The sequence below is a fragment of the Sulfurovum sp. genome (assembly GCF_041551015.1).
Taxonomy (GTDB): Bacteria; Campylobacterota; Campylobacteria; order Campylobacterales; family Sulfurovaceae; genus Sulfurovum.
The window spans coordinates 1-20,093 of the sequence record NZ_JBFENQ010000002.1; the positions used below are offsets into that span (position 1 = coordinate 1).

15 protein-coding genes are annotated in these 20,093 nt (G+C 35.3%); 5 read left to right on the plus strand and 10 right to left on the minus strand.

Annotated features, from left to right (window positions below; genetic code table 11):
• Positions 1-120: 120 nt before the first annotated feature.
• Positions 121-531: a cytochrome C gene (locus ABZC96_RS00195; RefSeq protein WP_373028219.1), complete on the minus strand. Its 411-nt coding sequence runs from the start codon at positions 529-531 to the stop codon at positions 121-123.
• A 252-nt stretch (positions 532-783) separates the two neighbouring features.
• Here ABZC96_RS00195 and ABZC96_RS00200 point away from each other — a divergent pair, with 252 nt between their 5' ends.
• The 5 genes from ABZC96_RS00200 to ABZC96_RS00220 all read left to right on the plus strand — a co-directional run bounded on the left by ABZC96_RS00200 (position 784) and on the right by ABZC96_RS00220 (position 7,840).
• Complete coding sequence (locus ABZC96_RS00200; RefSeq protein ID WP_373028221.1) at positions 784-1,554, plus strand: hypothetical protein; 771 nt, start codon at positions 784-786, stop codon at positions 1,552-1,554.
• A gap of 215 nt (positions 1,555-1,769) precedes the next feature.
• Positions 1,770-2,543: a hypothetical protein gene (locus ABZC96_RS00205; protein WP_373028222.1), complete on the plus strand. Its 774-nt coding sequence runs from the start codon at positions 1,770-1,772 to the stop codon at positions 2,541-2,543.
• Between the two features lie 145 nt (positions 2,544-2,688).
• Positions 2,689-3,528 carry a hypothetical protein gene (locus ABZC96_RS00210; RefSeq protein WP_373028223.1) on the plus strand — a complete coding sequence of 280 codons (840 nt, stop codon included), beginning with the start codon at positions 2,689-2,691 and terminating at the stop codon, positions 3,526-3,528.
• A 221-nt stretch (positions 3,529-3,749) separates the two neighbouring features.
• Complete coding sequence (locus ABZC96_RS00215; protein ID WP_373028225.1) at positions 3,750-4,523, plus strand: hypothetical protein; 774 nt, start codon at positions 3,750-3,752, stop codon at positions 4,521-4,523.
• 173 nt (positions 4,524-4,696) lie between these two features.
• Positions 4,697-7,840 (plus strand): hypothetical protein, encoded by a 3,144-nt coding sequence (locus ABZC96_RS00220; protein WP_373028227.1) that lies wholly within the window; start codon positions 4,697-4,699, stop codon positions 7,838-7,840.
• 102 nt (positions 7,841-7,942) lie between these two features.
• Here the strand turns inward: ABZC96_RS00220 and efp are convergent, their stop codons facing one another.
• The 9 genes from efp to ABZC96_RS00265 form a co-directional block, all read right to left on the minus strand.
• Positions 7,943-8,509 carry an elongation factor P gene (gene efp / locus ABZC96_RS00225; RefSeq protein ID WP_373028228.1) on the minus strand — a complete coding sequence of 189 codons (567 nt, stop codon included), beginning with the start codon at positions 8,507-8,509 and terminating at the stop codon, positions 7,943-7,945.
• Positions 8,510-8,609: 100 nt separating this feature from the next.
• Positions 8,610-10,331, minus strand: coding sequence for an efflux RND transporter permease subunit (locus ABZC96_RS00230; RefSeq protein ID WP_373028230.1), 1,722 nt, complete (start codon positions 10,329-10,331; stop codon positions 8,610-8,612).
• Positions 10,331-11,989, minus strand: coding sequence for an efflux RND transporter permease subunit (locus tag ABZC96_RS00235; protein ID WP_373028231.1), 1,659 nt, complete (start codon positions 11,987-11,989; stop codon positions 10,331-10,333). Before ABZC96_RS00235 ends, ABZC96_RS00230 begins: the two co-directional genes overlap by 1 nt.
• 6 nt (positions 11,990-11,995) lie before the next feature.
• Positions 11,996-12,796 (minus strand): efflux RND transporter periplasmic adaptor subunit, encoded by an 801-nt coding sequence (locus ABZC96_RS00240; protein WP_373028232.1) that lies wholly within the window; start codon positions 12,794-12,796, stop codon positions 11,996-11,998.
• On the minus strand, positions 12,793-14,136 hold the full coding sequence (locus ABZC96_RS00245) for a TolC family protein (protein ID WP_373028233.1): 1,344 nt from the start codon (positions 14,134-14,136) through the stop codon (positions 12,793-12,795). Before ABZC96_RS00245 ends, ABZC96_RS00240 begins: the two co-directional genes overlap by 4 nt.
• A 247-nt stretch (positions 14,137-14,383) precedes the next feature.
• On the minus strand, positions 14,384-15,973 hold the full coding sequence (gene serA, locus ABZC96_RS00250) for a phosphoglycerate dehydrogenase (RefSeq protein WP_373028234.1): 1,590 nt from the start codon (positions 15,971-15,973) through the stop codon (positions 14,384-14,386).
• Between the two features lie 170 nt (positions 15,974-16,143).
• Positions 16,144-17,796 carry a 30S ribosomal protein S1 gene (locus ABZC96_RS00255; RefSeq protein ID WP_373028235.1) on the minus strand — a complete coding sequence of 551 codons (1,653 nt, stop codon included), beginning with the start codon at positions 17,794-17,796 and terminating at the stop codon, positions 16,144-16,146.
• 167 nt (positions 17,797-17,963) lie between these two features.
• Positions 17,964-19,244 carry a 3-phosphoshikimate 1-carboxyvinyltransferase gene (gene aroA / locus ABZC96_RS00260; RefSeq protein WP_373028237.1) on the minus strand — a complete coding sequence of 427 codons (1,281 nt, stop codon included), beginning with the start codon at positions 19,242-19,244 and terminating at the stop codon, positions 17,964-17,966.
• Entirely contained in the window at positions 19,241-20,092 is an 852-nt protein-coding gene (locus ABZC96_RS00265; RefSeq protein WP_373028239.1) for a 4-hydroxy-3-methylbut-2-enyl diphosphate reductase, read from the minus strand. The genes aroA and ABZC96_RS00265 overlap by 4 nt, the downstream gene beginning before the upstream one ends.
• Between the last annotated feature and the right edge of the window lies 1 nt (position 20,093).

Here is a 20,093-nt window from a genome sequence, read left to right on the forward strand (position 1 = left end):
AACGTGCACCGATCATTTTCTGACCATCAGAAACGACTGTACCTGTTAAAGTGATATCCCCCGCCTGTGAAAATCCATTGAGTAGTAATGCTACAATTATTATTTTTTTCATATTCATCTTTACCATTTTCTTAAACGTACGTGACATTTCATACATTCTGATGAAATCTTGCTATAAAATTGTAATGCTTGTGTTGCATCCCCATCCGAAAAACGTGCAACGATATCATCAGTATTTTGTTCGATCTTTCTTTGTATACGTTTAGTCATGGCCGTATTGTTAGTCATCCATCTTTCATAGACATCTTTATTTTCTGTCTCTTTCTTTATTGGTCTTATTTTACCAATGGTTTCTTTTAAATCTTTTGCACCTGCTTTAACGATATCCAAGTTATTATAGAAAAAACCAGACTGAATATCCTGCATGGCTTGTGCCATTTTTTGCATGTCAAAAATTCTATCTGCCTGTGTGTACTCTTCCGCAAATCCGAAAGTCACCACCATTACACAACCTACCAATAATTTTTTCATCTATCTTCCTTTTTTTACTGACATCAAAAATACTGCACTATATATTTGAATTCAATCTTAAGTATTGTATCAAATAATCACTAAATTGATTATTATCATGAATTGAATCAAAAATAATTATGACATCCTCATTACATAACGATATAAAAGTAAGCGTAATCTTCATAACAAGGGATTATCTATTATATAAGTTAAGTTTAATACAACATACGCTATAATTAATTATCTAAAAAAATTATAAAAGGGTCCAAAATGAAAAAAATGATTACAACTTCGGTGGCACTGGCTGCATTATTGTTAACAAGTGCACAAGCGAATGATTTAAATCAAATGTTCAAAGATATGAAAGAGGCTGCTATCAGTATAAGTAAAGATGCTAAAGATTCTGTTACTGCTGTCAAAGACGGTACAGTTGAAACAACACAAAGTGCTGAGAGAACTGTTACTAATGTAAGTAAAGATGCTAAAGATTCTACAGTGAAAGTTTCTGATGATCTTAAAACAGCGGAAGTATCTACATCTAAAGACAGTAGAGACACTGTAGTTTCTGTATCAACAGATACAAAAGATTCTATCACAAATACAACAAAAGATCTTAAAGACTCTGCAACTGTAGCTTCTAAGGAGATGAAAGATTCTACTATCGCTGTCTCTTCTGATACAACAAGTGCTGTTAAAACTGTCTCTAATGACTCTAGAGATTCTGTAAAAACTGTATCTAATGATATGAATTCATCAGTACAATCAGTTTCTGGTGACTCTGCTGACTCTGTGAAAACTGTTTCTAATGACTCTGCTGACTCTGTGAAAACTGTATCTAATGACTCTAAAGATTCTGTAGACTCAATTGCAAAAAATGCAAATGACTCTGTGAAAACTGTTTCTAAGGATTCTAAGGATTCTGTAGACTCAATTGCAAAAAATGCAAATGAGACAGCAAAAACTGCTTCTAATGATAATAGAGAGAATGTAAAGACTCTTTCTGAAAACTTAAATGATTCAGTTAAAACACTTAACGACTAATTCCTCAAGATAGAAGGCATTGCCTTCTATCAAAAAAAAGCAACTCAATACTCAATCATACCTACTCCTTTTTTCTAAAATCTTTTATTGATAAATAATATGCATCATAATTAACTTATATTTGTTAATATTATATTATAACTTTCGTTTTAAGAGTTATTTAAAATAATTACTGATATTATTAAATTATATTTATCAAAATAAAAAGGTTTTACATGAAAAAAATGATTACAACTTCTGTAGCAGTAGCTGCATTATTGGTTACAGGTGCGCAGGCAGATTTTGACTTTGGAGATATGTTCAAAGATATGAAAGAGGCTGCTATCAGCATGAGTAAAGATGCTAAAGATTCTGTTACTGCTGTCAAAGACGGTGCAGTTGAAACATCTCAAAGTGCTGAAAGAACTGTTACTAATGTAAGTACTGATGCCAAAGATTCTACAGTGAAAGTTTCTGATGATCTAAAAACAGCAGAAGTTTCTACATCTAAAGACAGTAGAGATACTGTAAACTCTGTATCAACAGATACAAAAGATTCTATCACAAATACAACAAAAGATCTTAAAGACTCTGCAACTGTAGCTTCTAAGGAGATGAAAGATTCTACTATCGCTGTCTCTTCTGATACAACAAGTGCGGTGAAAACTGTTTCAAATGACTCTGCTGACTCTGTGAAAACTGTTTCTGGCGATTCGGCTGACTCTGTGAAAACTGTTTCTAGTGATTCTGCTGACTCTGTGAAAACTGTTTCTACTGACTCTGCTGACTCTGTAAAAACAATCTCTAGTGACTCTAAAGATTCTATAGATAGAGTTGCAACAAATGCTAGTGATTCTACAAAAACAATTTCTAGTGATACAAGAGCTTCAGTAGAATCAACTGCTAGCAATACAAGTGATGCAGCGAAAACTGCTTCTAATGACAATAGAGAGTCTGTAAAATCTGTTTCAGAGAACCTAAACGACTCTGTTAAGACAATTAACGACTAATATCTCTAGATGGAGGCAATGTCCTCTCTCTTCCTAAGCAACCCAACCCTGGGTTGCTTTTACTTCTCTGTCACAGTGTCTATAATTTAATCCTATATTTCAACTTTTACTTTAAGAGATGTTTAAAATAAAAAAAGGGTTCAGAATGAAAAAAATGATTACCGCTACGATTACTACTGTTGCTTTATTAACAAATCTTCAGGCTGGTTTTGGCTTTAGCGATATGTTCAAAGATATGAAAGATGTTGCTAAAAGCATGACTGAAGATGCGAAAGATAGCGTTTCTGCTGTAACAGATGGTGCAGAAGAAATCTCTAAAAGTGCTGAGAGATCAGTTCGTTCAGTAAGTTCTGATGCAGAGGATGTTTCAAAAAAAGTTTCTGATGATATTGAAACAGCTACATCTGAGACATTTGAAGACACCAAAGATGCAATGGAGTCTGTATCTGAAGATACGAAAGATGCTATTACTGACACAAGTGAAGATTTTAAAGATACAACTGATACAGTTTCTACTGACATAGAAGATAGTGCTGATGCTATTTCTTCAGATGTCTCAGACTCCATTGAAGATATCTCAGATGATGCTAGAGATTCTATAGAAACTGTTTCTGAAGATACAAGTGATGCGGTAGAAAACATTAGCAGTGATTCTGTTGACTCTCTCAAAACCGTTTCGAATGATGCAAAGAAATCCACTGAAGATGTTTCAAATGACTCTAAAGATGCTATAGATTCTGTTGCAACCAATGTAGAAGACTCTACTAAAACCATTTCAAATGATACAAATGATGCTATAGAGTCAACTACAACTGCAGTAAGTAAAACAACAAAAACTATTTCGAATGATACTAGAGAATCTATTGATGAAGTTGGATCAAATCTAAATGACTCTTTTAAAGACATTACTCAGGGTAAAGATACTAAAACCATTACTCATGATGAATATACAGAACACATGAAAAACAAAAACAAAAATAAATAATCTGTATTAGATTGAACTCCATAAAAAGCAACCTATATAAAGGTTGCTTACAACTTCTCTACTTTCTCCATCATGACAACTATTCAATTTTCAATTATTTAGAGATAAGTTTATATTCTATAATATAAGTCAATATTATATTTTTTATAATAAACTTTAAGTTATACTAAATATAATATTTGATATAATATATTTATAAATACTTATAAAAGGGATATACAATGAAAAAAATGATTACGACTTCTGTGGCCTTAGCTGCATTATTAGTTACGAGTGTACAAGCTGATTTTGACTTTAATGACATGTTCAAAGATATGAAAGAAGCTGCTATTAGTATGAGTAAAGATGCTAAAGATTCTGTAGTTGCTGTCAAAGATGGTACAGTTGAGACATCTAAAAGTGCTGAAAGAACTGTTACTAATGTAAGTAAAGATGCTAAAGATACTTCAATCAAAGTTTCTGATGACATTAAAACAATGGAAGTAAACAGCTCTGCTGATCTCAGTAAAGCTACAACTAATCTTTCAACTGATACTAAAGATTCACTCAGAACAACAACTTCTGATTTAAAAGAGAGTGGAACAAATCTTAGTACAGATATGAAAGACTCTACACTTACTTTATCTAAAGATGCTAGGGATTCTGTGCAAACTGTCTCTAATGACTCAAAAGATTCTGTTAAAACTGTTTCTAATGACTCAAGAGATTCTGTAACAACTGTCTCTAATGACTCAAAAGATTCTGTTAAAACTGTTTCTAATGACATGAACAATACAACAAGAACAATCTCTAATGACTCAAGAGATTCTATAAGCAGAGTTGCTATAAATGTAAATGACTCTACTAAAACAATCTCTAATGACTCAAGAGATTCTGTTAAGTCAGTCAATGAAAATACAGCTGATTCAGTGAAAACTGCTTCTAATGATAATAGAGAATCAGTGAAATCTGTTTCTGAGAACCTAAACGATTCTGTTAAAACAATCAATGATTAATTAATCATTGATTCTACAAGAATAAGAAGGGGTAGACCCTTCTTATTTCTCTCTTAAGTTGCCAGTCACTTTTGGTAGCGTTTCACTCTCCATGAAAGAAATTCATAACTTCTATTTATTATATATATAAATTCTATGCTATCCTATATATAATACTTGTCCAAAGGATTTATGTGAATAATGTTATAAATAAAGTACTTTATTTTGCTCTACTTCTACCTGCTTTACTCTTTGCTACGGCTACACAAGAAAGCACTTCTACAACAGCTACGGATGAAGATGCACTAGCTATCTTCTATACTATAGACGGTGATGCACAGGAAAAGTATAATATGTTTGTAGAGAAGAAACTAAAAAGTATAGGTTTTCAGCTCACAGATCCGCATAAAAGAGTCAATGACCAGTATGAAACTAAGTATGGTTCAACTGTACTCGATGTGCTCAGTTTTATGCCTGTAGTCAATGATGAAGTTATCTTGCCACTTCTTAACATTGACCCACGTATCGCTGGTTTTGCGCCATTCAATATGCTGATATACAAGAAATTAGATGAGAATGTGACACATGTTGGGCACCTTATGCCTAAAATAATGTTAGAGATCCTGGATATAGAAAATAAAGAAGTAAGAGAGAAATTTACTGCTACCTTTAAATCGCTGAATGGATTAATTGAACAAGAATTGGGCGGTCAAAAATCCTACATGCCATACAAAAAACTGCCAGAAAAAAGAATGATAAACTTTGAATATGAATTTGAAGCACCTGATGACATAGACGATTTTATCGGTGAATTCCAAAACAGATTTGAACTTGCCTTTATTGATAAAGGATATCTCATCGCCGGATATCATAATTTTATGGAAGCAACTGATGATGCAGAAGATATTCTCTCAGACTATGATGCTTTTTGGACCTATTCTCTTTGTCATTTGAAATTTTCATATAACATGTTTGATAATGAAGGCGCGCGACCAGAAGCTGGTATGTTTGCTCCTTGTACCATGTATATGTATATCAAAAAAGGAACCAATAAAGTTGTAGTTGGAATGTATAGACTACATAACTGGTCTGATACGCTGGATATCACTGATAAAGCAAGACTTGTACTTGTAGAACAGCTTGACAGAGAAATACCGGAGATCTTAACCGAATTTGGTATGAAAGCAGTATCAAATGTAAATCCACTTACACACACACCAAAAGTTCTTTCTGTTCTTGCATCAAATGCTGAAAAATCTACTACAGTAACGAAAAAAGTCTCTAAAAAAGTTGAACAGACCATTATACAGGATGTGCCTGTTCCTGAAAATGCTTTAGCAGTGATGTATACACTTGAAGGTAATATAGAAAAAACATATAATACCATCGTTGACGAAGAGTTAAAAACGATAGGCTATGAAGTCACAGATCCACACTATAGAGTAAACGACCAGTATGAAGACAAATATGGTTCAACCATCTTAGATACACTCAGTTTTTTGTCTGTGGTGAATGACAAAGAGATTTTGCCACTTCTTAACATTGACCCACGTATCGCATCGACTGCACCATTCAATATGCTGATATACAAGAAATTAGATGAGAATGTGACACATGTAGGTCATATCATGCCCACAGCATTTCTCGATATGATTGGGATAGAAGACCAAAAGGTTAGGGATACATTTGTAGCTTCCATTAAACCTCTTGATGAGAAAGTAGAAGCAGAATTCAGAGCTAAAGGGCTCAAATATACAAAATCATACAGCTCCTATAAAAAACTTCCGGAAAACCGTATGCATAACTTTAAATATGAATTTGATGCACCTGAAGATTTAGATGAATTTATTGAAAAATTCCAAAATAGATTTGAACTTGCCTTTATTGATAAAGGCTATCTCATCGCCGGATATCATAATTTTATGGAGGGACAAGATGATGCAGAAGAGATTCTAGCAGGATATGACGCTTTCTGGACCTATTCACTTTGTCACTTAGAGTTCTCGTACAACATGTTTGATAATGAAGGTGCTCATCCCGAGGCAGGTCTTTTTGCACCTTGTACCATGTATGTCTACATCAAAAAAGGAACCAACAAACTTGTAGTTGGTATGCTGAGACTTGAGAACTGGTCAACTACCTTAAATATCTCTGATGAAAAAAGAGTAGGACTTGTCAATAAACTGGATAAAGAGATACCTGAGGTCCTCACTGCATTTGGCATGAAAGCAACATCCAATACTAATACCTTGCTACAGCCAGCTATATGTAAAACAGAAACAAAAGAAATTCAAGTAAAGGTGAAAGAAAATATACCGGAAGTTCAAACAGCCAAAACGACATTGGACCCCATTACCAAAGAAGAAAAAGTACAAACGATTCAGACCACAAGTGGTAATGTAGAAATTTGTATACCGACTGTACCAAAAGTACCTAAAGCCGTCTTCTCTGATAAAAATAAAGATACACTGGATAGAAGCATTAAATTCTCGAAGCGTATGCCACCAAATTACATACCTAATCGATTTGATAAACAAAAAAAGATGAAACAGAGTAGCAACACAAGAATCGGGGAAGTAAGCCAAGGAAGAATTTCAGCGCATCTTCGTGGGGAATTTATGGATGTTAAAACGGTAGAAGAAAATCTCAAAGCTGCAGGATTTGAAGTATTAACATCTGTGCCCGTCGATAAAAAGGGTACGCTTATCTCAGTAGTCTTTACAGATAAATCCTTACTCAGCATGGCAAGTAAAGCAAATAGAGGCTTTATAGCATCATTACGTGTACTTGTGGATACAAAAGAGAAGAAGATCAGTATCACAAACCCTCTTTATATGGCAAAAGGATTTTTACAAACTGACTTTGATGAAAAATCGGCCAAGAAAGTCTTGGTCAAACTTCTCGAGAAGTTTCCTGGTTTGAAAAATTCAAAAGATGTACTTAAATTCCAGCTCTTGCCAAAATATCAATTTATGAACGGTATGCCTCACTATGAAGATATGATTGAAGTAGCCTCTGGGGATGACCTTTTAGAAAAGATCAAAGATAATGATAAAGTGCTCTTCACTCAAACGCTGGAAAATGGTTCAACACTTATTGGTATTCAGCTCTCTAAAAGAACCAGTACCTTTACAAAAAGAATTGGTAGAAATAATGCGGGGATGCTTCCTTACCCAATCCTCATTGAGAATGGGAAAGCAAAAATACTCGATCCTAAGTACTACATTGCATATATGTATCCAATGTTAAAAATGACTGAGTTTATGACCATTGCCAGTATACCTGATGCGATGATAAAAGATTGTGAAAAAGTATTCAAGAAAAAGAAAAAGAAGTAATAGTTTATATATATAGGTACATACGATTTATCGTATGTACCATAAAATGAAGTATCTTTAGAATATAACTTGCCGTCAAACCAGGCTTAGCCTGAAAACGTCTTATTTAGCTTTCTCCAAATATTTACCCTCAACAGTATCTACTTTGATCATTTCACCTTCAAGCACATGGAAAGGCACTTGCACTACAGCACCACTTTCAAGTGTAGCCGGTTTTTTCCCACCTTGTGAGTCACCCTTGAAGTTAGGTGGTGTCTCTACAATTTTAAGTACAACAGTTTGTGGTATCTCAACAGAAATAGCTTTACCTCCGTGAAACAAAATTTCAGCTTCCATACCATCGATCATATAATCAAAAGTATCTTTACCTACTTGTTCATGCGTAAGCCCTATTTGCTCAAAGGTTGTTGTATCCATAAACTGAAGCATTTCTCCATCATCATAAAGATATTGCATTGTTTTTTGTTCAAGTGCCGGTACATCAAATTTGTCACCTGCATGTACTGTCTTTTCAATCGTTTTACCTGTAGCAAGGTTCTTTATCTTCATACGTACAAATGCTGCACCTTTACCAGGTTTAACATGTTGAAAGTCCGTGACCTTATACGGGTTTCCTGTAATCTCAAGTCTCGTACCTTTTTTAATGTCACCCATTCCGATTGTAGCCATTTTAGCTCCTTAAAAATTATGAGTGATTATAGCAAATGCTTGATTAAAAGTGATATAGAGGGAGTATTAATGACACCCTGGAAGGGTGTCTTAAAGAATGTTATTTAGTAATAGAAGGATTATTTGTATCACAATGATCAGAAAGTTCAAAATCCATCGCTTTAGCATTATCCATTAGTACAGGGACAAAAAGGAGTGAAACAAATACTGCTGCAACCGTACCCGAGATAAGCGCAACACCAAGTCCACCAAATACTGGATCACCTGCAAGTAATGTTGAACCTAAAATAATCGCAACTGCTGTTAAAGCAATAGGTTTTGCTCTAGTCGCAGCTGCTATAGCAATAGCTCTGCGTTTTTGTATGCCATCACACTCCATTAAGGACTTAGCAAAGTCTATAAGAAGAAGTGAGTTACGCGAAGATATCCCTATAAGAGCAATAAATCCAATCAAAGAAGTCGCTGTTAAAAAGAAGGTCTCTGAAGTAAACCAGTTTGCTACCCAGTGTCCCACAATCACTCCTATAAGTGAAAGGAATGAGCCTAACAATACAATACCACTAATAGCAAAACTCTTATAATAAATAACCAATAATAAGAAGATCAATATCAAAGCGGCGATGAATGCAGCACCTAGATCCCTAAAAGTATCTAGTGTTACTTTCATTTCACCATCCCAACGTATCAGGAATTTTTCATGTGTGATCTTATCTTCTAAATTTAAGTCAAACATATAGGTTGATAAGCCTGCTTTAGTAATAATATAATCACTTTCAAACTTTTCAAGCATTACATCGCGTGCATCCAATAATGGATAAACTTGAGAAACCATATCTGTCTCCGCAACCACATTTACCATCCGTGAAAGATCTTTGTGCATAATCATAGGATTTGATTTCACCTTACGAAGGGTAACCACTTCACTTAATGGTACCATCATTCCACTCATATTCATAAGGTTCAATGATGAGAGTTTACTTTGTAACGCATCTCCATTAGATACAGGTAGCTTTTTACTGCTATGATCTAAAACCAAAAATATTGGAATCTGATCTGGAGAATTTTTCGAGTTTTTATGTGCAATAACCATACCTTCAAAAGCTAAATACAAAATATTATTTACCTGTTTTACACTCAATCCGCTTCTGGCTATTTTTTCTTTATCAGGTATAAGTTCAAATTTATCATAGATGTCATCAGCCATGATATCAACATCTACAAGACCTTCTGTCTCTTCTAAAATATTAGCTACCTGCGTTGAAATATTTCTCATGGTTTCTAAGTTCTCACCATGTACTTCAACAACAATAGAAGCAAGTGTTGGAGGACCTGATGGTTGTTCTACAAACTTAATATTTGTGCCTTCTGTTAAAGAGAGACATGCCTTTTTAATCTCAGGTCTTAAACGCTGAACTATAAGAAATGATGGCTCTGTACGATGATGTTTATCTGTAAGATTTACAGAGATCTCTGAAACATTCTCAGTACGTTTCATACTAGAACCTTTTACAAGACCAGCGTAATCAAGAGGAATTCCCTGCCCTAAAAAGATCTCTATATTCATTACTTCATCTTCTTTTTTCAAGAAATCTATCACACATTCATTCACAGTTTTTGTCTGTTCTATAGATGAACCTGTAGGAGTATCAATATAGATAGAAAATGTATTATCACTTTTACCCGGTAACATTTTTGCCAGTACCATTTTGGTTGGGAACATCAAAAGAGAGATAACAAATGCTGCTGCGGTTAAGAGAATCACCCGTTTTTTCTTTGAGGCATCATCAAGAATACTATAAATAAAATCTTCAAAATTTTTCATTATTTAGATCCTTCATCATTATCATGTGCATGATAATCACCATGTTCTGGTTTTTTAAGTAATTTTAAACTTAAATACGGTGTAAATATATAAGCCACAAAAAGTGATACAATAAGTGCTACAGGTACATTATATGGTATAGGCTTCATAAATGAACCCATCATTCCTCCAACAAATGCCATAGGAACCATCGTTAAAATGATGGCCAATGTGGCTATATTGGTCGGAGCTCCAATCTCATCCGTTGCCTCAACTAAAAGTTCACCCATCTCCCTATCCTCAACACCATGACTGTGTAAATGTCTATGAATATTTTCAATAACAATAATTGCAGCATCAACCAGTAACCCCAAAGAGAGTAACAGAGCGAAAAGTGTGATCCTGTTCATTGTTTGGCCTGTCATCCATGCAGTAAAAAGTGTGACTGCCAAAATTGCTGGTACGGTAAATGTAACAATGATCGACTCTCTCCATCCCAATGCAAAAACCAACATCAAAGCAATGATCACAATCGTAATGATCAAATGATGCATCAACTCATTGACGGCTTCATTTGCACGTACTCCATAGTTTCTTGTAATAAGGTATCCAATACCCAATTTCTCAAATTCATTTTCATAACTTTTAAGTATTTCAACAACATCTTCAGCGACAAAGACTGCATTGGTTCCGGCAAGTTTTGCAATTGTCATTGTAATTTGATTTTTTTCCTCACTTAATGTTGTTTTTACTTCTTCTGATTCATTATTTTTTGTTACAGTATCTGTACTCTTTTCTTTCAACAAGATCTTAGCCGTTTGAAAATTTTGTATATCTACTCCATTGGTTACCGATGCTACATCTTTTAAATAGATCGGTGATCCCATGTACTGGGCAACAATCACATTGTCCACATCATCTATACTTTCAATGGCATTTTTTACCCCAAAAATCACCAATTTATTTTCTTTGGTTCTACCCTTTACATCAGGTACATTCACAGCTATCGATTCTACTGCCTGCATGATCTGCCCCAATGAGATATGATATGCAGAGAGTTTCCCCATATCAACTTCTATGTTATACTGTGCTTTTCGTGCACCTTTGAGTGTTGTTTTAGCTACATTATCAACGGCATTTATTTTCTGCTGTACTTTTCTGACCATTTCAAAAAGTGAAACATCATCAATATTACTTTTTGATTTTGGATAAAATGCCACAGTAACAATAGGAATATCAATATCAATATCAAATGGTTTAACACTAGGCTGCATCACACCCTTAGGCATAACATCCATATTTTGCATCACTTTGTCATAAAGTTTTAAATTTGAATCTTCCCTATTTTCACCAATATAATACATCACATTTACGATACCTACATTCTCCATAGCCATACCATATACATGCTCTATACCGCGTACCTCTCTTAATTTACGTTCCAATGGCTTTACGATGATATTTTCTATCTCTTTAGGTGTAGCACCGGGCATCGCTACAATAACAGCCCCACCCGATATGGCAATTTGGGGATCTTCTTCTCTTGGCATCGTATTGAGTGCAATATATCCAACAAGAAGTAACATGACGCCTAGAACTATTGTGAGAGGATTACGTAAAAAACCTTTTGCCAGTTTTCCTGCTACATTTATAATTACATACTCTTTTTTATTTTCCATCATCACCTACTTAATCATAATTTTGGCATACATACCAGGATAGACTGAACTGCGCCCATTGCTATCAAAGGTCATCTTGATCTTGAATTTGTGCGTCATAGGATTTGAACTTGGGATAATAGATACTATTTCTCCCACTGTACTAAATCCGATAGAAGGTATTTCAATATCAACCTTTTTACCCAGATTGATATGTCTTAATTGTGTTTCACTGAGTTCAGCCACAATGGTCAACTTACTTAAATCAGTTAAAACAACTGCTGGCATGCCGGGAATCGCCATTTCACCTTCATTAAGGCGTTTCTCTACAATCACCCCATCATTGGGTGCATGAATTTTCAAATAATTATATTGATTTAGTACTTCATCTTTTTTAGCCAATGCCTGTTTTACCTGTTGTTCAGCTATTGTAACCATGTCTTCGAGATTTTTCGCTGAAAGTTGTAACATTTCAAACTCATACTTAGAAACCATCTTTTTCTGATAGAGTCTTTCATGTCTTGCTAGGTTTGTCAATACGTTATTGTATTGATTTTCATTCATTTGTAGAGAAAGTCTGGCTTGTGAAATAGCAAGATCTACCTGTCTCTCTGCAGATTCTATCTCTTTTGAATCGATCTCATATAAGAGATCTCCTTTTTTTACAATGTCACCCTCTGCTACAGCCATATTTTTCACATAACCCATGTAACGACTGGTTATCATTTTTTGATTATCAGAAACTACTGAACCACTTAAATTTATTTCTATTGCATGCACCGATGTTGTTAACAATGCCAAAGAAATTAATTTTATAAGTTTATTCATACTTTTCCTCCTCTATTTAAAATACTATTGAGTTCAAAGATCTTTGTATTACGTTCGTTCTTCACTGTAAGTAATTTAAGTAAAACCTCCAATTCTCTAGATTGTTTGATCAAAACATCCGAGATAGAGACAATCCCCTCTTTATAACGTGAACGGTAATTCTCATATACTTTTCTTGCAAAACGCAATTGTTTTTGATAACTCTTTACGTCCGCATTTTTACTTAAAATTTCTGTTTCAAGTTTTTTTACTTTCAAGGCGATACCGGATTTAGCCAATGAAACCTGATCCTGTACTTTAAGATGATTGACTTTTGCTTTTTCAAGGTTTGCAGCATCAACACCACCATTAAAGATATTCCATGTCAGCTGTACGCCTACAGTGTATGAATCCTTATCTCTAAATTCATTCCATATTTCATCATCTGCACTTCCATATTCTCCAAATGCACCGATATTAGGTAAATACTTCGATTTTTCAACATTCGTCGCCATTTGACTTATCTGCAATCCTAAAAGTGCTTTTTGTATATCTATATTATTACTTTCCACTTCTATAGGATCAACACTTGGCATAGGTGCCATATCGTTGACTTTTTTGATGGAACTTACTTCTGTATTCAATAAAAATGAAAGAAATTGATAGGCTAGGTCTCTATTGAGTTTAGCTTGATTAAACATACTCTCTGCTTCAGCTTTTCGAGCCTGAACTTCAAGTAGATCTATCTCCTGTGCATAGCCCTCTTCACCCATACTTTTTACGATCGATTCTAAGTGATCAATGTTTTTAATAATCTTCGAAAGATTCAAAATATAATTATCTACCAAAGAGATATCATAAAATGCTTTTTTTGTCTGAAATATTTTTTCATTGATAAGTTTTTGTGTATCCCACTGGCTCATACGATGCATAGCTTCGGTAATACGGCCGTACTCGATGAGTTTGCCTCCAGTATATAATGGCAGCATATAAGAGATCTTTGTCTGATAATGGTTTCTTGCTTCCGGGAAATTCAGTGCTTCAGGTGCAATAGTTGGGTCCATCGTTGCCATAAATTCATCTGCACCAAAATCAAGGAATGTAGCTTCGCGGCTAGCCACCTTAAATCCAAATACATTCCCCGCATCATTGGAACGCATACCTGTTACAGAGACATCTAACTTACCGTAATGATTTCCTTTGGCTGCAACTGCTTCATAGGCTTTCATCTGTTCATTAAAATGAGATATTTTTAATTCTAAGTTATTGTTCTCCAGCATAATAATAGCTTGGTTAATATCCAGGTTATTTAACCCGGCAAATAACGGCCATGCCAAAAGAAAAATGAGATATTTTTTCATTTCTATACACTCCACTTACCCAAGATTAGATTATATTATATTATAACCAAAATAATACTCTACTACTGTCAATATGGTATTATAATAAGTAATAATTATATCATTCATAAACTAATGTAATGATTAAAAAATATCATCCTATATTAGAAATGAATGGTTTACACGATTAAAAAAATAGTATGAGAAAATTGGATATATAAATAAGGAAAGAAAGGGAAAGAAACTAAGTGGAAAATCCACTTAGTTTTTAAAGTGTAGCGTGAGAAACGCTAATGCATGCTTCCAATGCAGCAAGTTCCTCGAGAAGTTCTTTTTTAATTTGGCCATCTACACGGACAACAGCAAGAGCTTGCTTCTTACTGTCACGTCCTAGTCTAAAGTCAGATATGTTCAAACCATTCTCTGCCATGATTCTACCTACATCGCCGATCACACCCGGAGTGTCTGTATTTCTAAAGAAAACCATTGTACCTTTTGGTTCAACGTCTAAAATATAGTCATCAATCTCAATAATACGTTGTTCAGTATCATCAAAAACAGTACCTTCTACAGAAATAGTACCCTCAGCCGTTGTAAGTTTTATACCGATTTTATTGGTAAATCCACTGTTGTTCGGGTTAACTTCTTTTGTAATCTCTATACCGCGTTCTTCAGCAACAAATTCGGCATTTACATAGTTGATTTGATCACCCACTGACTCTGTCAGTACACCGACTGTTGCAAATGTAGCCATAGATTCTAAATGCTCAGAAACAGGACCTTCTGCACTTACCTTGATAGACTTTATAGCACTTTTTGTTATCTGTGCAGACATGTGACCTATTTTTTGTATAAGTTCAAGATATGGTCTAACAAAATCAGGTAATTCATGCTCTTTAATCGGTAAATTCAGTGCATTTGGATATGAGATACCTTTTGCAGCAGCAATAGCATTTTCAGCCGCCTGAATCGCAATATTTTTTTGTGACTCTTTTGTGTTAGCACCGAGGTGAGGTGTCACAGTCACATTATCAAGGTCAAGAAGAGGATGATCTGTCGCTGGCTCTTTGTTAAATACATCGATACCGGCCATTGCGATCTTACCAGAAGTAAGCCCTTCTAAAAGTGCATCTTCGTCATAAAGACCACCCCTTGCACAGTTGATAAGGATCACACCATCTTTCATTTTAGTTATCTCTTCTTTACCTATCATACCGATAGTTTCAGAGTTTTTAGGTGTATGAATCGTAATGATATCACATGATAAAATATCTTCAAAATTCTTAGTATATGCAACATTCATATCTGTTGCTTTGCTCGGATCGATATATGGATCATATGCTATAACATCCATTTCAAATGCTTTAGCTCTCTTCCCTACACGTGAACCAATATTACCAAAACCGATTACACCAAGTTTTTTATCTTTGAGTTCAGTACCATACCAGTCTTGTCTTCTCCATACACGATCAAGTTTAAGGTTGTTATGCGCATATGGAAACTGTCTAACACATGATAGCATGTGAGTCATCGTTAGTTCAACGGCTGCGATAGTGTTTGCCGTAGGTACATTCATAACAACAATACCTTGTTTACTAGATCCTGGAATATCTACATTATCTACACCAACACCGGCACGCACTACTGCTGTTACTTTTGTAGCTGCTGCTAAAAATGCATCATCTACATCTGTTGATGAACGTGTAATAGCAACATCTGCTAAAGGGATAAATTCAGCAAGCAGCTTATCTTTAGGCTCATCCGCTGCATTAATAAATTCTATTTCACTATCATTAGCAAGAATATCCAATCCATCTTGGTGGATATGGTCACAAACAACTATCGTCTTTTTTGACATCTTATAACCTTTATTTTTGTGAAAATTTAAGTACCATAAAGTACGGGAGGATACGATTAATCGTATGAACCACCTACTGAAGGCAACTCAATATTTAAGTATCAAAAGTGAGGAAATATGTTTAAGTACACATTCCCTTATTTTGACAATTTGATGCTTTTCTCTAATAATTATCTTTTGAATTTATCACCAAATGCATCACCAAGAGTCATACTGTCATCTTGCTCTAAATTAAGCTGATCCATTGCATCTCTCTCTTCTTGACGCTCAAGTCTCTTTACAGAAACTCTAATTCTATCAGTATTACCATCGATAAAGCTGATCACGCCTGTAATTTCCTGACCTTTTTCAATCTCATCAAATTTAAGTGGATGAAGATCTTCTGTTCTGATAAGTGCATCAATATTATCTTCAAGTGAAATAAATACACCGAAGTCTTTTTTATCTTTTACAGTTCCTGTTACGATAGAACCATTTTTATGTGTTTCAGCAAATGCTTTTACCGGTGAATCTTCAAGCGCTTTTTTACTCAATGAGATCTTACCTGCATCTCTGTCGATTTTGATGATCTTCACTTCAACTTCATCACCAACTTTAAGTTCAGATTTTGCATTCTTTGATTTGTCCCAAGAAATTTCTTGATTATGAAGAAGACCTTCAACTGTACCCACTTTTACAAATGCACCAAAATCAGTGATTGATGTTACTGTACCAGTTACAACATCACCTACTTTGTTTTCAGAAGTAAATGCATCCATAGGTTTTGGAAGAAGATTTTTAAGGCTCACTCTAAGTCTTCTACCTTCTTTGTCGATTTCAATGACTTCAACATTGATGTCTGAATTAAGTTCTAAATAATCTTTAGGGTGTTTAACATTTTTATCCCAAGAGATTTCAGATACATGAAGGAATGCTTCAAGATCCTCTCCAAGATCAACAAATACACCATAAGGTTCAATGTTAGAAACTGTAGCAGTTACTGTATCTCCAACACCGATGATAGAATCAATGTCAGCCCAAGGATCAGGATTCGCATCTTTAATAGAGAGTGAAAGGTGTCTTTTCTTTTTGTCATAGTCTAAAGCGATAACGTTTACTTCATCACCTTCAGAGAAATACTTAGATGGATTCACTGGACCTTTGTGAGAGATTTGTGAGTAGTGAACAAGACCATCTATACCACCAACATCTACAAACATACCATAAGAAGTAATTTTCTTAATTGTACCAACCACCGGCTCTTTTTTCTCAAGAAGCTCAGCAACGATCTCATCTGTTTTAGCTTTATCACGTTCAATAAGTTCTTTTCTAGAAACAACTACTGAACCTTTATCTTTATCTACTTTCACGATAACAGCTTTTACTTTTTTACCTACAGGATCAACTTTTGAAGAAAGGTAAGAGAGTGTACGTGGCATGAAGAACTCTAAACCATCACAGTCAACTACATAACCACCTTTGTTTGTTTTCGTTATTACACCTTCGATGATATACTCTTGGTCTTCATCATACTCAGCGATAAACTCATTTAATGCTACTCTGCTTAATGCAGCTTTATGAGAAATACGACCTCTTCCCATATTAACAACATCAATAGAATCACCTACATTAAATGCAAGGTTACCTTCTTCATCTCTTAGCTCATCAAGTGTAATTGTTGCATCTCTACCACCACCGATGTCGATTACAGCGATCTCATCTTTTTCATCTATCTTAACAACTGTACCTGTTACCAAATCACTTTTTGACTCTGACTTTTTGAACGATTCCTCGAGCATCGCCTCAAAATCTACTTCTTCTATTTCGATATCTTCGAACTTCATACCTATCCTTATGTGTGCCTAATTTTGCGTTATTATACCCTTTTAACCATAAATATGGCTTATAGGACAAAGTAGCATAAGCTATGCTGACACTAAGCCAATTTCGGCTCTTGTGTCACGTAACTTGTTACTTTAGTATTTTTATAAGTATGTTTTTACTAGGTTTTTTAAGAAGAAATACTCTCAAGAACTTCAAAATAAGTAGGGAAAGTTTTGGCCGTACACTCAGGTTCATTGATAGTCACAGAGACTGGGTCCAATGCTAAAAGAGAGAAACACATGGCCATTCTATGGTCATCATATGTGTCAATTGCTGCATGTTTAAGTACTTTAGGTGCTGTGATCTTAAGATAATCTTCACCCTCTTCTACTTTTGCACCAACTTTACGAAGTTCTGTTGCCATGGCAAAAAGTCTATCTGTCTCTTTTACCCGCCAGTTATAGATATTTCTAAGTGTTGTTGTACCTTCTACAAAAAGTGCTGTGGTGGCAATGGTCATTGCAGCATCAGGAATGTGGTTGAAATCCATATCTATGGCATGAAGTTCACCTTTACTCACAGCTACATAATCATCACCCCATTCTACAATTGCACCCATTTTTTCAAGAACATCAACAAATTGAACATCCCCTTGGATACTCTTTTTACCAATCCCTGTGACTTTCACTGTACCGCCTTTTATCGCGGCAGCAGCTAAAAAATAAGAAGCAGAAGAGGCATCACCTTCTACCATGAAAGTCTCAACAGCTTTATAATGTTGTCCACCTTTGATCGTAAAGGTCTGATAGTTATCATGTACCACGTCTACACCAAACTCTTTCATGATATGCAGGGTGATATCAATGTAAGGTTTAGAGACAAGTTCTCCGATGATAGAGATAGTCATATCTTCTTTTGCCATAGGTGCCGCAAGTAGAAGTGCTGTTAAAAACTGACTTGAAATAGCACCATCTATCTTCACATTACCACCCGATAGTCCATTGGCTTCTATCAAAAGTGGTGGATACCCTTCATTTTCTTGATAGGTAATTTTTGCACCTGCTTCTCGTAAAGCATCGACTAAATGCCCTATGGGTCTCTCTTTCATTCGAGGCTCACCCGTAAGCAAGTAAGAACCTGTACCTAGACATAATGCTGCACAGAGTGGACGCATAGCTGTACCCGCATTACCCAAGAAGAGCTCCTGTAAGTTTTCGCTGTGTATCGCACCTGCATTACCGATCACAATACATTCTGTTTTGTTTTCTGAGAGGGTATATTTGATACCCAGTTGCTTAAGGGCATTGAGCATATGTCTTGTATCATCACTCTCTAAAAGATTGGTGATCCGAGTAGTGCCTTGAGCCAATGCTGCAACCAGTAAAGCTCTATTTGAAAGACTTTTTGACCCCGGAAGATTTATCTCTCCATTAATTTTAGAGATAGGTTTAAGTGTTAGTGTGTTCATGAAACCTCATCGACTTTCTTCATTTCTTGAATCTTATTGATCACATTTTGTACGACCCAGTCAGGAGTAGAAGCTCCTGCGGAGATACCACAAAGTTCTTTGCCTTCAAACCAATCGGCTTCAAGTTCTTTTTCATTTTCAATCAGGTAACTGTCTTTACAGTCACGTTCACAGATACTGTGCAACTGTTTGGTGTTGGACGAGTGTTTTCCTCCGATAACGATCATAATGTCTGCATGTTTGGCTAGTTCTGACGCGGCATCCTGATTTTCAAATGTTGCATTACATATAGTATTAAACACCCTTATCTCTTTACGTGTTGCCATCAATGCTGTCACGATCTTTGCAAAATCTTCAGGTTTTTTTGTGGTTTGAGAAACGACTGCAACCTTCCCTTTAAGAGGAAGTGCTTCCAACTCTTCAGGTTCAAGCACGATAAACGCATCCTCAGGATATTCTGCATAACTCACTACCCCTTTGATCTCTGGATGATCCTTATCACCAAATATCACGATGCTATAGCCCTCTGCACTCATCTTTTGTACGATATTTTGTGGGGTTGTTACATAAGGACAGGTTGCATCTATCACTTTATGATCTTGGCTTTTTAGCACAGCCAATTCATTTTTAGGGATACCGTGTGTACGTATAACTACGGCATCATCTGTCTCTATATCTTCTATATGTTCAGCAAGACCAATGTTGAATCTTGTTTTAAGTCTATCAATCTCATCTTTGTTATGGATCAGAGGACCATAGGTCACAGATCCTCTATGTTCTTCAGCTATTTCAATAGCTCTCTTGACACCAAAACAAAATCCATAACTAGATGCTAATTGTATTTTCATT

Coding starts and splice junctions, on each gene's coding strand:
- ABZC96_RS00195 (WP_373028219.1), bottom strand. CDS start 531: ATGAAAAAATTATTGGTAGGTTGTGTAATGGTGGTGACTTTCGGATTT.
- ABZC96_RS00200 (WP_373028221.1), top strand. CDS start 784: ATGAAAAAAATGATTACAACTTCGGTGGCACTGGCTGCATTATTGTTA.
- ABZC96_RS00205 (WP_373028222.1), top strand. CDS start 1,770: ATGAAAAAAATGATTACAACTTCTGTAGCAGTAGCTGCATTATTGGTT.
- ABZC96_RS00210 (WP_373028223.1), top strand. CDS start 2,689: ATGAAAAAAATGATTACCGCTACGATTACTACTGTTGCTTTATTAACA.
- ABZC96_RS00215 (WP_373028225.1), top strand. CDS start 3,750: ATGAAAAAAATGATTACGACTTCTGTGGCCTTAGCTGCATTATTAGTT.
- efp (WP_373028228.1), bottom strand. CDS start 8,509: ATGGCTACAATCGGAATGGGTGACATTAAAAAAGGTACGAGACTTGAG.
- ABZC96_RS00230 (WP_373028230.1), bottom strand. CDS start 10,331: ATGAAAAATTTTGAAGATTTTATTTATAGTATTCTTGATGATGCCTCA.
- ABZC96_RS00235 (WP_373028231.1), bottom strand. CDS start 11,989: ATGGAAAATAAAAAAGAGTATGTAATTATAAATGTAGCAGGAAAACTG.
- ABZC96_RS00240 (WP_373028232.1), bottom strand. CDS start 12,796: ATGAATAAACTTATAAAATTAATTTCTTTGGCATTGTTAACAACATCG.
- ABZC96_RS00245 (WP_373028233.1), bottom strand. CDS start 14,136: ATGAAAAAATATCTCATTTTTCTTTTGGCATGGCCGTTATTTGCCGGG.
- serA (WP_373028234.1), bottom strand. CDS start 15,973: ATGTCAAAAAAGACGATAGTTGTTTGTGACCATATCCACCAAGATGGA.
- ABZC96_RS00255 (WP_373028235.1), bottom strand. CDS start 17,796: ATGAAGTTCGAAGATATCGAAATAGAAGAAGTAGATTTTGAGGCGATG.
- aroA (WP_373028237.1), bottom strand. CDS start 19,244: ATGAACACACTAACACTTAAACCTATCTCTAAAATTAATGGAGAGATA.
- ABZC96_RS00265 (WP_373028239.1), bottom strand. CDS start 20,092: ATGAAAATACAATTAGCATCTAGTTATGGATTTTGTTTTGGTGTCAAG.